Origin of the sequence: Defluviitoga sp., assembly GCF_035349255.1 — a bacterium.
GTDB lineage: Bacteria > Thermotogota > Thermotogae > Petrotogales > Petrotogaceae > Defluviitoga.
Genome location: NZ_DAOPSE010000001.1, coordinates 143,161 through 158,545, shown reverse-complemented (window position 1 = coordinate 158,545; position 15,385 = coordinate 143,161). Strand labels below are relative to the sequence as shown.

Here is a 15,385-nt window from a genome sequence, read left to right as displayed (position 1 = left end):
GTTTATTTGTTTGTATACCTCTTATCCAAATTATAACATTTTGTCCTAGAATTTCAAGGCATTTTATATTAGAATTAGTTTATAATTTTTTCTTTAGATATATTTTACAACCATTGGTTCAATCATTGGAATATGAGAACTATTAATTGGATCATAATTAAAGGCTTTTTAAATATAAAATTGAATTATATATTATTCGTATTTCCAATATTACTTTTGCTTCTTCGAGCTAAAGTAGTATATAATTGTTAAGTAAAAGAAGTTATTTTTAGATATATAAAACAATAATTGATTATTAAAAATGAGATACTATACAGTATCGATTTCAGTGTAAAAATCTAATAATTGTTTCGAGGTATGGAAATTTTCTAGTTTAAATAAAGGGGTTGATGCGATTTTGAACAACAATTTTGATAAACTTTCATTGCATGATGTTTCTTTGAATGGGAATCTCGATTTAGTTGAGTATCTAATTGAAAAAGGAGTGGATGTTAACGCTAAAGATAAAGATGGGGCGACAGCATTGCATCTAGCTACTGCAAGTGGTCATCTTGATGTAGTTAAGTATCTGATTGAAAAAGGAGCAGACGTTGATGCTAAATTTCAAGAGGGAGTGACACCACTGCATTTAGCTTCTGCAATGGGTAATCTCGATTTAGTTAAGTATTTAATTGAAAAAGGAGCCGAGGTTAATTCTAAATTTAAAAGTGGAGTGACTGCTTTGTACATAGCCTCTCAGAATGGTCATCTTGATGTAGTTAAGTATCTGATTGAAAAAGGAGCCGACGTTAACGCTAAAGAAAAAGATGGATGGACGTCTTTACATATAGCCTCTCAGAATGGTCATCTTGATGTAGTTAAATATCTGATTGAAAAAGGAGTTGATGTTAACTCGAAAGACAAAGACGAATGGACACCGTTACATATAGCTTCTGCTTTATATCATATCGATATAGTTAAGTATTTAATTGAAAAAGGAGCCGACATTAATGCTAAAGTTTCTAAAGAGGGTGTTGTTAATGGATGGACGTCATTACATTTAGTTTCCGAGAAGGGTCATATTGATGTAGTAAAGTGTCTTGTTGAAAAAGGCGCAGACATCAATGCTAGGGATAAAGATGGATGGACAGCATTACATATAGCTTCTTGGAGAGATCATCTTGATGTAGTTAAGTATCTCGTTGAAAAAGGTGCAGACCTTAACGCAAAAAATGAAGATGGATGGACACCATTACATATAGCTTCTGCTTTAGATCATATCGATATAGTTAAGTATTTAATTGAAAAAGGAGCTGATGTCAATGCAAAAGATAAAGATGGAGTGTCTTTGCTTCATATAGCTTCTTTATATGGTAATCTTGATGTAGTTAAGTATCTGATTGAAAAAGGAATAGACGTTAACGTAAAAAACATAAATGATTGGACACCATTACACATGGTTTCTTGGAAGGGACATCTTGATGTAGTAAGATATCTAGTTGAAAAAGGCACAGACGTTAACGCTAAAAATAAAGAAGGAGAGACATCCTTGTACATAGCTTCTTGGAATTGTCGCCTTGCTGTAGTAAAGTATCTCGTTGAAAAAGGAGCTGATGTCAATGCTAAAGATAAAGAAGGAATGACGTCGTTGCATATAGCTTCTCAAAATGGTTGTCTGAATGTAGTAAAGTATCTCGTTGAAAAAGGAGCTGACGTTAACGCAAAAGAAAAAGATGGATGGACATCATTACATATAGCTTCTCAGAATGGCTATCTTGATATAGTTAAGTATCTCGTTGAAGAAGGTGCACAAGTAAACGCAAAAGGTGGAGAGGGATGGACATCGTTACACAAGGCTTCCGCGAGCGGTCATCTTGATGTGGTTGAGTATTTGGTTGAAAGAGGTGCGAAAGTTGATGCTAAAAATGAAGAGGGGCGAACTCCATTTGATGTAGCAACTAAAAAAGAGATTAAAGAATATCTTATAACAAAAAGGTGGTAGGGTGTCGACATTAAAATAAATATAAAATTTAGTACAAAAAGTTAGAAAATATTTTTTAAAATACTTAAATATCAATGCATGTTTTTTTCTATAGAATTAATAATTATCTAGGAAAGGAGTAAGAAATATGGAAGTGCAAAAATTGAAAAACTTGATAGAAAGTGAGATACAAAAAGTTAACGAATCTTTCGTTTTTAAACCTCGAAGTTTATCTTTACTTCCAAAAGAACTTGCAAAGTACATAGACCATACGTTATTGAAAGCTTATGCCACACCTAAAGAAATAGAAAAAATATGTGCCGAAGCTGTGGAAAATGAATTTTACGCAGTTTGTGTTAATCCAACTTATGTATCTCTTGCTAAAGATAAACTAAAGGGAACAAAGGTTAAAATAGGCACCGTAATAGGTTTTCCGCTTGGAGCTAATACCATTGAAACAAAAATGTTTGAAGCTCAGAATGCTCTCGAGAATGGAGCTGACGAACTAGACATGGTTTTGAACATCGGAAGATTAAAAGCAAGTGAATTTGATTATGTGTACAAAGAAATTTCATCTATTGCTGACTTAACGCATAAATCGAAAAAATTATTAAAGGTAATAATTGAAACCTGTTACCTCACAAAAGAAGAAAAAATAGCTAGCGTAGTAATTTCTAGGTTAGCAGGTGTGGACTTTGTAAAAACCTCTACTGGGTTTGGAACAGATGGGGCAAAAGAAGAGGATGTCGCTTTAATGAAATTCGTTGCCGGTCCAAATATAAAAGTTAAAGCTTCTGGAGGGATTAGAGATTTAGAGACTGCCATAAAAATGATTAATGCTGGAGCTGATAGAATAGGCACAAGTTCGGGTATTAGTATAGTGAAAGAATAAAAAAAGGGAGCAATTTTATGCTCCCTTTTGCCTTTTATTTAGGTTTTTTCAGATTATGGTTGATATTATAAGGGTATTACTCTAGAAGCTTGTGGACCTTTATCACCTTTTACAACTTCAAATTCGACGTCTTGATCTTCTTCTAGCTTTTTGTAGCCATCCATTTGAATAGCAGAGAAATGCACAAATACGTCATTCCCATCTTCACCTGTGATAAAACCATAACCCTTTTTGGAATCAAACCACTTAACTTTACCTTTCACTTTGTATCCTCCAAATTTCTACCGAGCCACCCATTGTGACATTCGGTTTGTGTTCCTAGCATGATTATAATACAGAAATCGGGCAAATGCAAGTAAATTTTATGTAACTTAATTATGTTGATTTGTTGAAATTGATGGTATAATATACATAGAACATAACCTTAAACAAAAGGTAGACTAACGTTATCAATTTTTAATAAGAAGTTGATAAATTTGATTAAACATATAAATTAATATCTTTAAAAAATGGAGAGTAGAAATTTTTATCTCGAAATTATCTTATTGAAATTTTTATTAATATCTAGAAATTATTTTTTGAAAAAGATATGCGTTTTAGAAATTAATAATTTTTGAAAAATAATGTTTTGAATTTAAAGTGGGTTTAGGGAGGAGTCTCTCCCTCTTCTCTAGTCAAAATAAAGAAGAAGTTAAAAAATGGACTATTGATCAAGATTAGAATTGTGTAGGTATTTTATAAATAAATTTAAATTTAAAACTTCAATAAAAGTAAGCTTTTAGAATTCCTAAAGATGATATTGAAAAGGATAAAAGGAGGAACATAAATGTTAGATGTAGGAGATATAAGAAGAGGCAATTACATACTCTATCAAGGTGAAATTTATAAGGTAGTAGAGGCTAATAAACATTTCATGGGAAGAGGCAGCGGCCTTATAAGAACTCGATTAAAGAATGTGAAGACAGGTCTAATAAAAGAGGTTACTTTTCCAAGTGGAGAAAAAGTAGAAGAAGCCGATATTTCTTTTCGGAAGGCTCAGTATCTATACAATGACGGTGATCATTATTATTTTATGACTTTAGATGATTATGAACAGTTTGCTCTACCTAGAGAAGAAATTGAGGATGTAAAATATTATCTTATCGAGAACATCATAGTTGATTTGGTGTTTCATGAAGGAACTCCAATTTCTGTAGAACTGCCAGTCGTTGTAGAATTAACTGTAGTAGAAACAGAACCAAATTTTAAAGGGAATACCGTTTCTGGTGGGGGCAAACCAGCTATACTCGAAACGGGTCTTAAAACCACAGTCCCTTTTTTTATTGAGCGTGGAGAAAAGATTAAAGTTGATACTAGAACCGGAGAGTATATAGAAAGGGCATGAAATTCACAAAATGCATACTGAAAAAATAAAAGGCTTAAAACAAAAAGCCTTTTATTTTTTGCTTTTATTTTTGTTTTTTCAAATAAGTTTTAAAAATAATTGATAAATGTTATAATATTGGAAAGGTTACCACTATTATTAAATAAGGAGAACATAGCATAGTTAGTTTTAATTTAAATAGAGTTGCAGAAAGAATTTTGAATCTATTGAGAGTTTTGAAAAAGATGATTTTAATTTATTTAAAGCACAAATTGTATATTCAGTGCACAATAGGTGTACCCGAATTTTAAAGTTTCAAAATACATATGATTAGGAGGAGAAAAAATGAAAAGATTTTGGGTTGTTATGTTATGGTCCATCGTTATTGCTTTAGTTGGATTTTCCTCAACTACATCTCCCATATGGGAAGACCAAATCATCTATTTTATAATGATAGACAGATTTGCAAATGGTGATACTTCAAACGATGTACTTACTGAGTCAGGAATTGATAGTGGTTTTGTTAATTCGAAATACAACGGCGGTGATATACAAGGATTAATTGATCAGTTGGATTATATTGAGGAGTTAGGAGTAACAGCAATTTGGGTAACCCCACCAGTTGCGAATCAATGGTGGGATGGAACAGTGGATTATGGAGGTTACCATGGTTATTGGGCAAGAGACTTTAAAAAAGTTGATGAACATTTTGGAAATGTAGAATTATACAAAAAATTCGTTGAAGAAGCTCACAAGAGAGGGATTTACGTTATACAAGATGTTGTCACAAATCACACGGGTAATTTTATTATTTACAGAAACGGGAATTATTCCTTAAATAATATGAGTGTTCCAACCAATAAACCTACTCAATATCCTTTTAATATGAATGATTACAATGACCCCGAACAAAGGAAACTAAACGTTTATCATTGGCCTTCGGAGATAAAAGAGCCAAATCGATATAATACGGAATTTTCCGATCTTGATGACTTGAATACTGAAAATCCTTTGGTTATTGAAGCTTTGAAAGATTCATACATATTTTGGGTAGAAGAAGCCGATGTAGACGGGTTTAGAATAGACACTGCAATTTATGTGGAACCAGAGTTTTGGCCAGAGTTTTTATATGGAGAAAATGGTATTTTTGATGCTGCTCTAAAATTAGGAAAAAACGATTTTTTGGTTTATGGAGAAGCGTGGATTACTCCTTCACCTTTTTCGAACAACGCTGAAAAGGAAATCAACGTATTTTTTAACTTAGGATTTAACTCAATGCTCGACTTCCCGCTTCAAACAGATATAAAGAGGGTATTTAAAGAAGGTAAACCAACTTCTTATCTTCAATATCGCCTTGAACAAAGAGAGATAATGTACACCAATCCCGCAAGAATGGTAACTTTTGTTGATAATCATGATATGGATAGATTTTTAAAAGCTTCAGATATTAATAGTCTTAAGCAAGCTTTAGCTTTAATATTTACCATTCCTGGAATTCCAACAATTTATTATGGAACTGAACAGAATTTTGTTGAAACAAGAGCTACCATGTTTGCAGATGGTTTTGCTTCAGATGATAAAGATCACTACGATACAACGACCCCTACTTTTCAGTTTATAAGGGAATTAGCGTCTTTGAGGAAAAATACTCCGACCTTTAAACAAGGTAAAGTAGAGGTTTTGTTCTCGGATAACTTGGGACCAGGACCTTTTGTTTATAAGATATATGATGATTCTAAAATATATGTTGTTATGATGAATACATCTTCAAATAAAAAACATGCAACAAGAATCAACTTAGACCTAGAAAATGGTACTGTTTTAAAACCTTTGCTAGTAAATAACATGGTAAATAAAGAAATAATATATTCTCATCCTTATAATATTCTATTGAACGCCAAATCTTTTGGAATATTTGAAGTTACAGATCAAAAAGAAGAGGTCGTAGAGAGTGGAATTTCTGTGGAAATAAATAATTTGGTAGATAATCAAACATTTACGGATAATTTTGTGTTAACCGGGACAGCATCTAAAGCTAAATCAGTCAGAATTATAGTAGATGGTGAAGAAAAAGAGTACGCAAAAGTTGATTTGACCCAAGGAATCGATGAACCATGGGAAGTCACCATAAATATTTCTGATTTTACCCCAGGTCCTCATAGGATTTTTGCGAAGGCTTATGGAAAAACCCCAATGATTGTCGAATATTCTAATGAATATACAGTAAACTTTGATATTCCTCTGATTTCTTTGAAAGTTGTTGAAGATCCAAAAGGGGATGATAAAGGACCTTATGGCACCTATTTTTATCCCCAGGATTCTACTTTTAATAGTCAAATGGACATTAGAAAAGTTGAATTGGTACAAATTGGAACTATGTTAAGAATGATAATTACAATGGATACAATTACAGATATATGGACCCCTGCAAACGGCTTTGATCACGTGACTTTCCAGATTTTCTTTGACAATCCAAACAAAGTAGGAGCTATCGAGTTACCTTTTCAAAACGCGACTATGCCTGAGGGATATGATTGGGATTATGGAATGTGGGCAACGGGCTGGGGTATTTATTTATACAGTTCTAATAATTCATCGGCAGAAAGTTTTGGAGATCCTATAACTCCTTCTCCAGGAGTTCAAGTAAACAAGCAAGAGAATACAATTACTTTCTTAATACCATTATCTGTTCTTGATACTAATGATTTATCCGGTTGGAATGTTTTCATAACTACTTATGATTATGATGGGATTGAAGGTGTTTTAAGGCCTTTGACACCAGAAGGTGGACAGTGGGCTTTTGGTGGAGGAAAACCGAATGATCCAAAAATAATGGATGATCTATTCATAACTGTTGATTAACCAAAGTGAAAGGCCCTGGATTCCGGGGCCTTTTGTAAATTATAGCTGAAATAAAATTACCAAGCTCTCTTTTTTTTCCAATCACCACGTAGATAAAAGAAAAGAAATACAACTGATTCGGCAATATCTCCAAACATATATGAAAGCCAAACCCATCTTATAGATAAATTAAGGAATTGAATTGCAATAACTAATATTACAAATTGGACACCCCATCTTGAAACTAAACTTGATACCAAAAAAGGAAAATTGTAACCTGAAGCAGAAAAGACGCTTGCGAGCCCCATACCAAATCCTAATGCCACTAGCCCTAGAGATCCAAATTTTAAAAAATCTGTTCCTAGCTTTATAACTTCGTGATCATTTGTGAAAACTTTCATGACTTGTTCTCCGAAAATAAAGGCTAGAAAAATAGCTATAATCATAATGAGGGTAGCAACTATAGCAGCTAAACGAGAGGCTTTTTCAGCCCTTTTTAAATTTTCTGCACCCAAACATTGTCCAACAACGGATGACGCTCCTGAAACGAGGCCTGATAAAGGAACAAAAGCAAATCCGAATAGTCTTCCAGCTATTCCATTAGCTGCAATTGCTGCTGTACCAAACATTGAAACAAATCCCAATACAACCATATTTGATAGGTTTCTAAAGAAGATTTCTATTCCGTTAGGTAAGCCAATTGTTAATAATTTTTTATCAATTTTAGGATTAAGTTTAAACAAACCTTTTATAGATGGTTTTACTTCGTGTGTTCTTGTAAAAAGAATTATAAATCCGATCAAAAAAGATATAGTCTGGGAAACAACAGTTGCAAGTCCTGCACCAAATACACCTAAATTTAGTCCTTTTAAATTAGTATAAGGTATTGTTTCGAACATAAAAACTGCATCCAAAAAGACATTTAGGAAGCTCACTAGAATCATAATATTCATAGGTATTTTTGATTCACCCAGACATCTGAAGGCGGTGTTAACTGAATATGACGAAAACATAATTGGTAAGAAAAATAATCTAATATAACCATAGTCTAAACCGTGTTTTACAACATTTTCATCGGAAAACAATAACATTAAAGGTTTTAAAAAGATCGCAATTAAAATAGCGGCAATTGTAGCCATTAGAAATTTGAAACTAATTGTCTGTTCTATTGCAATTTTAGTTTGTTCATAATCTTTTTGACCATAAGCTTGAGAGATTAATGATACTGAACTAGAACCGATTATTTCATTTAAAGCACTTACGATCCAAAATATGGTTGAAAAAAGAGTGACTCCAGCTACAGCTTCACTTGAAATCATTCCTATCCAGTAAATATCTACCAAATCATAAACCATTTGAGCAGCGTATCCTAACATTGTTGGAATGGACATAGATAAAATTTGCTTTAAAAGGGGACCTTGAGTTAAATCTCTTTCCATAATTTCCTCCATCTGTTATTGGAACAATATGAATTTCTTATTATATTTAGTTAAGCTAACAATAATTGTACCAAATCTTTATAAAACAAATGTTGAAAAGATTTTAATTTAATAATATTTAATATATGATATACTATTAAATTAGAAAAATGTAATTAATTTTTTAGTGCCATTTAAGTTTCAAGTGGTTTTTCAAAAAGAGTTCACAACTTGTAAATCGCGTTGTTTTGTTTTTCAAGGACAATAGGCATTATTATTCAATAAATTGTACATAATACATAATATATATCATAAAATGCAGCTTTAGAATTTATGAAGTTTTTATCCAAAATTTTTATAAAGGAGGAAGTTTAGATGAAGAATAATCTTTCATGTCAAGCTGCTCAAATGGAAAAATTAATTAGAGAAATATGTTCTAAAATCAAAAGCGAAGGTAGAAAAGTTTTAAAAGATTTTGATATCTCCCCTGCCCAGTTCGATGTTTTACAGATTGTTTATTTCAGAGGTCCAAAAAAACTTAGTGATATAAGCAAAAGACTGGGTATAACTAAAAGTACAACGACAGGGCTTGTAAGCAGACTGGAAATGATGGGATATTTGCAGAAAGAAAAGTCTCCTGAAGATAGAAGAGTTTATATGGTTGATATTACTCAAAAAGGGAAAGATTTGATAGATGAAGTTATTGAAAATAGAGTTAAGTTAATGGAAAATGTTTACAATAAATTGGGAAATAAAGATAAGACTATAGAAATATTAAATGAGATAAATAAAATAATGAATGAGAGTAAGTTAGATTAGGAGGCTTTTAAATGACTGTAAAAAGTGATGGTATTCATCTATTATTTATAATGCCGCTGCTTGTTTTTTTAATGTTTTTTTTCTGGAGTAGTGGATTCTCATATATAATAAATGTGGAAGCTTTACCAGGGAGCGCTGTTTATTTTAATGGTAAGCTTCTTGGAGTTGTAAAAGATGTACCAACAAGGTTTGAGGTTTATGAAAGTTCGCAAGGGACTTTAAAGATTCTGAAAAGTGGTTATACCGATTTTTCCAGTGATATATCGTTTATTGGAATTGAAGCGTCTGTCGTTGCTGAGCAGGTACCTTTATCTAAGTTAGTTGTAAAGTCAGATTTAAATGACCTTTTTTTAGAGTTCGAGTATAACGGCAAGATAGAAATTTTAAAAATTGAAAAGTGCAAAGAGATCGAATTACCTTATACCGTAAAACAAATTCTATTAAGAAGTGAAGGCTATCATGAAAAGGTTGTTATGTTAGATATGAAACCTTTCAGCAAGGAAGAACTAAATGTTGACTTAGTCGGATTGGATGAAGTGATTTTAAATTCGTTTCCAGAAGGCGCAGAGGTTTTTATAGAAAATGTAAAAGTAGGAGTTACTCCTTTAAAGATAAAAAAGGATAGCTTAAACAAGATAATTTTGAAAAAAGAAGGTTATGTTGAAAAGTCTTTGGAAAATATACCGGTAAATGATAAAATTATTGTAGAACTTAAAAAAGGTGTAGATATTTTCGTTGATAGTTATCCAAAAGATGCTGGTGTTTTTTTAAACGACAAATATGCAGGAACTACGCCTTTTTACGGCATTTTTGAACCAGGATATTATACGTTGACGGTTTCAAAGTTAGGTTATGAATCAAAAGAAATGAAAATAGAACTTTCAGAACAAGGTGTCAATAAGTATTTCATAGAATTAAAAGAAACAAAAAAGTTGATTAGTTTATTGAATTCACATGATTTTGAATTTAATATTGATGGAAGGTACTTAGGAAAAAATATAAATCACATTTTTTTAATGGATGATAGTAAACATTTTGTGAAGCTTTCTTCTAAAAACGGTAAAATAGAGTTTTTGATGGATAGGAATTTTTTAGAATCTGAAAGATATTTAGATTTGCAAAGAATAAGTTCGGTAAATGTTTACAGTATTAATGAAAAGGTAGCAAGTTTTTTAGGTAAAACACAAAATATTCCAGCTTTTTTTGTATTTCATACCATAGATGGTGGACAATTTGTGAATGTAAGGACGATAAGTAAAACATTATCGGTGTTCGTCGAACCTTCAAATAGTCAGGATATCTTTGTTGATAAGGATTTTGGAGTTCTTTTTGTAACTACAAATGTAAAAAATCCGTTAGTTTACATAGATAATAAGTTTGTTCCAAATGACAAATTATTTGCCTATCCTCTGAAACCTGGAGTTCATGAGGTTGAAGTAAGATACCTAAATGAAGTAAAATCTCAGAAGGTTGTTATAAGCGAAGGGGAAAAGATATTTGCCAATTTTGATTTTGATATAAAAATTCCTGTAAATATAGTTTGTAGTGGAGGAAAATTTATCATCAATTCTCAAGAATATTTTGCAAATTCTCAACTACTTTATTTAAAATCTGGTCCTAATGTTTTTTCCGACGGAATGACTTCGATAGTCCTTTTTATTTACGAACCTCAACATGTCGATTTAGACAAGCTTTTAATGGGGGTATAATATATGCAAAGAAAAATATATCTTTTTATACTTTTTTCGCTTCTTTCTATGAGCCTTTTCTCTCAGATAAATATTGTAGATCTTCCTTCTTCTTCTCCTCTTTATTCACAAGTTATAAAGATGGTAGAAACTGGAATAATGTCTTTAGATAATCAAGGAAGATTTCGAGGTTCTCAAGAAGTTTTAAGATATGATTTAGCCGAATTTGGTTCAAATATGCTTGACTATTTTGAAAGAAATTATTATGCGCCACTAAATGAAATGAGTAAAAGACTTTTGACAATAGAAAATCAAAATTTAAATGTTAGATTGAATAACATAGAAAATACTCTTTTTGCATATGAAGATCGATTATCTTACGTAAATTCAAGTGTTGTTCAGTTAGAACAGAGCGTTTCAGATATATTAAAAGTTATTCAACCTGGTCATCCTCTCGGCGAAGAAAATATTATTTTCGAAAATATTACACAATCTTCTAAAGAGGTGGCACAAAAAGTTGCAGAAGAAGAAATTAAAAATATCGCCAATGAAGCTTTAGAATCTCTTTCTTTTTTCGAAGATCGATTAAATAAATTTGAAATTGAGATTAAACAACTTAATGAAAAATATGATAAATCGCTTGAAAGTTTAAGTAGTTTGATATTTACAATTCCTAAAGATACTCAGCAGGAGCTTAAAAATTATATTGATATGACAATTGATAAAGAAATCGATGCTTTAAAAACGAGTATAAGGAGTATCGCTAAATATGAAACAGCTTTGTTAGAGAGCTCATTAGAAAGTACTTTAACTTCATTAGAAGCAAGAATATCGGAATTAGAAGTAGGCATGACTCCCTACGATAACAATTTATATGAACTAAGCAATAAGGTTAAAGAGAATGAGGCAAAGATTAACTATATTTTGATGAATCTTTCTACTGAATCTATATCTCTAAAAAAAGTAGATGAATATGAGTTGTTAAATCTGCGAACGGATATTGAATCTTTAAAAATTCGTACCGACGATATTTCTTCTGAGCTCTCGCTTCTCTCTGATCAAGTTTATATGAATAAGTCTCATATAGAAACTTTTGAAGCTAGGCAAGCATTGTACGATAATAAAATAGCGGAGATGCAAAAAAAGTATGAGAATTTAGTAGAACAAATAATTAATCAAAATAAAAAGCTTGATAACGTAATTTATGAAATATCTAACCTATCTCAATATTCAACACAAACGCTAGATTTTGTGGATTGTGCAAGCGATATTAAAAATCTTCAAGAAAGAGTAGCGAGTTTAGAAAGAACATTTGGAGTCTATTATGATCAAGTTAGCAGGTTAACTTATTATGCAGTTACCTTTGAAGATTTACAAAAAAATTATTTAGAATTAAACAGGATTTTAGAAATGAATTCATCTGAGGTAGAAGATATTAAACAAAAATTAGAAGTTTTAGATTCACAAATTAAAGCAATAGCAACTCTGACAGATATAAGTCAAGATTCATTGGATACTTTAAAAAATATGGCCACAATTTCTCAAAAATTATATAGCATTGAATCAAATTTGGAAGTACTTAACAGAAATAATTATAATATGAGTAATGAAATAGTGGAACTTGAAAATAGACTATCAACTATCGAGAAGGCCCTTGGAGATTTTCAAGTAAGTTCTTCGGAGATAAAAGAGTTGAAAAACGCTTACAATGAATTACTAGACAAATATTATAGTTTAAAAATCGAAGCGGAGTATTATTTTGATCCCAAATTGCTGAAGGATGATTTAAAAGCAGAACTTTATAATGAAATGTTTTCTGAAATAATTATACTGGGGAAAAATATAGAAGACCTCGAGAAAAAAATAAATAATTTAGAATCAAGGACTTTACAAATTGAAAAGACAATGATTTTTTATGATGAAAATATGTCACAAGTGTCTTTTGATACGCGGGAAACGGCTAAAAGGGTTGAAGAATTAGAAAAGAAGGTAGAACAAAAAGAAAAAAAGAATTTTACTTCTATTTTCATTACTAGTTTGTTAGGTGTAGCTATTGGATCTTTAATAACCTGGTTTGTTTTATCTTCAGGAAATTGATTTTTCTTATTAACGAGTTAAGAACAACCCAATTTCTAGTTAAAGAAAGTTGAGGTATAGAAAGTGAGAGAAAAGGGAATAAAAATATATGGGCTTGCACTAGGAAGTGGAGGAGCTAGAGGAGCAGCACATGTAGCGCTTATAGAAATTTTAAAACAACGAAATATCAAAGTAGAAGTTGTTACTGGTTCAAGTGCAGGGGCGATAGTAGGAGCTTTTTATGCACTTTATCCAAAGGTTAATTTGGCAAAAGTTTTTGATAAGACTATAAATAAACATATTGATAAAATTAATTCTAATTTTAAGATGCTAAATAAAAAAATTGCCAATTTCCCCAAAATGATTGCCGGAAAAAGCTTTCTACTAAATGATTTTGTTTATGAAATTTACAAGGAACTTTATGGAAGAAAAAAATTTTCTGATTGTAAAATTGAGCTAGGAATAGTTTCTTATGATTTAGAAAGCGGAGAAGAAATTGAAATTACTGAAGGATATATAATTGATGCGGTAATGGCTTCTTCTAATGTTCCAGGAGTTTTCCCCCCTTTAAGGCTTGGAGGTATGCAGCATTTGGATGGGGGAGTGTTAAACCCCGTTCCAGTAAATTTTGCGAAAAAACTGGGAGCGGATTATGTAATAGCTAGTGATCTTTCCTACCAAAGTGAAAATAGTGTCGAATTCAATAATGGTTTAGAATTTTTAATTTCAATTGATGAAAATAAAAATGAATTGATGATAAATTATGAGCTAAAAAATGCTGATGAAGTGTATAAATATCCCTTAACGTATTCTTGGATGGATTTTTCATCTTTTAATGAAATGTATGAACAGTCTAAACGTTTTATAATTGAACAATTTGAAAGGGAAGGGATAAAACTTTGAATCTAGTAATGGGTGGTTTTTTTGAGGGATTCTATTGGGAATCTGGGGCGTTAGAATTTTTAGCAAAACAAGAAGAAAACTTAACGTTATACACATCAAGTGTTGGAAGTTTGAGGGGGCTATTTTACTCAATGTATGGAGTCAATTTTTTTGGACGTCTCAAAGATTTCATCAACAAAAAAAATAATCCAATTAAAGACATTATTAATTCATTTGAGTTATATAATAATCTTTATGCTCAAACTACAGCTTTGATAAGATTGGGCAGAGGTAAGATGTCGTTATATGATCCTGAAGCTTTAAAGGCATTTTTAAAAAGTTATTTTGGTAAAGATACGTTAGAATCCTTAACTGAAGAGATAAACTTTGAAGTTTTTGAATTAAAGAGCAAAAAAATAATTAACTTGGATAAAAAGACTTCTATAGTTGATATGTTAATGATGGAATTAGCTTTTCCTCCTTATTATCCTTATTATGAGTATAGTAATGGGTGTTTTATACCCTCTTCTTTTCTGTCTCTTATTCCACAAAATTTTCCAGACAATTCTATAATTATTTCCTTTGACGCAGCTTTAGAATACCCGTTTCCCAAAAATACTGTAGAAATACTTTTAAAAGTGTCTTATTCTAGGAGTTTGAAGAACTATCAAATATTGACTGAAAATTTCACAAAAATAGAACCCAAGAAAGCACCTACTTCGTATTTTGACATGGCTGTTTTTTTCGATGGACAAAATCAAGTAAAAGAGTGGTGGATGAGTGTATGAAAAAAACTTTAGATTATGTATTAGTCTTCCTTTTCGTTTTTGTAACTACCTTTTCTTTTTCGGCAACCATAAATGTCAAGGCCGATAATGTAAAAGGAGAAGAAAAACAGTATATATTAACGGGAAATGTTCTTATTCAAAAAGAAGATCTGATCATAACGACTGACTATGCAACCATTACTTTAGTCAACGATGAATGGAGAGAAGTTAAGACTAATAAAGTTCACATTAAGAGCAAGACTTTTGAGGCCAATTCAAATCATCTAGACTTTGATCTTCAAACTGAAAAAGGTACTTTAAGTGGAAATGTTGAAAGTAACATTTTTCTTGAAGAGTCGCTGATTAAAATAATTTGTGAAGAGCTATCAATAGATAACAGTAAAAAATTATATGAAGGTTCTTCCCCCGACAATGTCTTGATTACTAAAGATGATTATTTGATAAAATCAAAAAATTTCAAATACGATGAAAGTGCATATCTATTATCACTTTTTGAAAATGTCAAAATAGTAAATGAAAAGAAAAAAATTGATATGGATTCCCAAGCAGCTTTTTTTAATACAAAAACCAACGAAATTGAAGCTCGTTCAGTCAATTTAATCCTTCAGGTAGAAGATTAATTATTTTTTAGTTGTTTCAAAACTTAATTTTTGAGGAG

11 protein-coding genes and 1 pseudogene are annotated in these 15,385 nt (G+C 31.2%); 10 read left to right on the top strand and 2 right to left on the bottom strand.

Going from position 1 to position 15,385, the window contains the following annotated elements:
* Positions 1-385: 385 nt before the first annotated feature.
* Both PKN74_RS00715 and deoC read left to right on the top strand, forming a co-directional pair.
* Positions 386-1,981 (top strand): annotated as a pseudogene (locus PKN74_RS00715) (ankyrin repeat domain-containing protein); the annotation flags it as partial.
* A 127-nt stretch (positions 1,982-2,108) separates the two neighbouring features.
* Positions 2,109-2,852, top strand: coding sequence for a deoxyribose-phosphate aldolase (gene deoC / locus PKN74_RS00710; RefSeq protein ID WP_472307567.1), 744 nt, complete (start codon positions 2,109-2,111; stop codon positions 2,850-2,852).
* Between the two features lie 65 nt (positions 2,853-2,917).
* Here deoC and PKN74_RS00705 read toward each other — a convergent pair whose 3' ends face one another.
* Complete coding sequence (locus PKN74_RS00705) at positions 2,918-3,115, bottom strand: cold-shock protein (protein ID WP_472307565.1); 198 nt, start codon at positions 3,113-3,115, stop codon at positions 2,918-2,920.
* Positions 3,116-3,678: 563 nt separating this feature from the next.
* Here PKN74_RS00705 and efp point away from each other — a divergent pair.
* The gene (gene efp, locus PKN74_RS00700) at positions 3,679-4,236 is read left to right on the top strand and encodes an elongation factor P (protein WP_472307563.1); all 558 of its coding nucleotides are present in this window, start codon (positions 3,679-3,681) and stop codon (positions 4,234-4,236) included.
* A gap of 324 nt (positions 4,237-4,560) precedes the next feature.
* Complete coding sequence (locus tag PKN74_RS00695; RefSeq protein ID WP_472307561.1) at positions 4,561-7,077, top strand: alpha-amylase family glycosyl hydrolase; 2,517 nt, start codon at positions 4,561-4,563, stop codon at positions 7,075-7,077.
* 56 nt (positions 7,078-7,133) lie between these two features.
* Here the strand turns inward: PKN74_RS00695 and PKN74_RS00690 are convergent, their stop codons facing one another.
* Positions 7,134-8,495, bottom strand: coding sequence for an MATE family efflux transporter (locus PKN74_RS00690; RefSeq protein WP_472307559.1), 1,362 nt, complete (start codon positions 8,493-8,495; stop codon positions 7,134-7,136).
* A 354-nt stretch (positions 8,496-8,849) separates the two neighbouring features.
* Between PKN74_RS00690 and PKN74_RS00685 the strand changes: the two genes are divergently transcribed.
* The 6 genes from PKN74_RS00685 to PKN74_RS00660 all read left to right on the top strand — a co-directional run bounded on the left by PKN74_RS00685 (position 8,850) and on the right by PKN74_RS00660 (position 15,347).
* On the top strand, positions 8,850-9,293 hold the full coding sequence (locus PKN74_RS00685; RefSeq protein ID WP_472307557.1) for a MarR family winged helix-turn-helix transcriptional regulator: 444 nt from the start codon (positions 8,850-8,852) through the stop codon (positions 9,291-9,293).
* Between the two features lie 11 nt (positions 9,294-9,304).
* Entirely contained in the window at positions 9,305-11,002 is a 1,698-nt protein-coding gene (locus PKN74_RS00680; RefSeq protein WP_472307555.1) for a PEGA domain-containing protein, read from the top strand.
* Between the two features lie 3 nt (positions 11,003-11,005).
* Positions 11,006-13,078, top strand: a complete 2,073-nt coding sequence (locus tag PKN74_RS00675; protein WP_472307553.1) for a hypothetical protein — start codon at positions 11,006-11,008, stop codon at positions 13,076-13,078.
* A gap of 63 nt (positions 13,079-13,141) precedes the next feature.
* Complete coding sequence (locus tag PKN74_RS00670) at positions 13,142-13,960, top strand: patatin-like phospholipase family protein (protein WP_472307551.1); 819 nt, start codon at positions 13,142-13,144, stop codon at positions 13,958-13,960.
* Positions 13,957-14,727, top strand: a complete 771-nt coding sequence (locus PKN74_RS00665) for a patatin-like phospholipase family protein (RefSeq protein ID WP_472307549.1) — start codon at positions 13,957-13,959, stop codon at positions 14,725-14,727. Before PKN74_RS00670 ends, PKN74_RS00665 begins: the two co-directional genes overlap by 4 nt.
* A complete protein-coding gene (locus tag PKN74_RS00660) occupies positions 14,724-15,347 on the top strand; it encodes an LptA/OstA family protein (RefSeq protein ID WP_472307547.1) in 624 nt (207 codons plus the stop codon). The genes PKN74_RS00665 and PKN74_RS00660 overlap by 4 nt, the downstream gene beginning before the upstream one ends.
* The last annotated feature ends 38 nt before the right edge of the window (positions 15,348-15,385 follow it).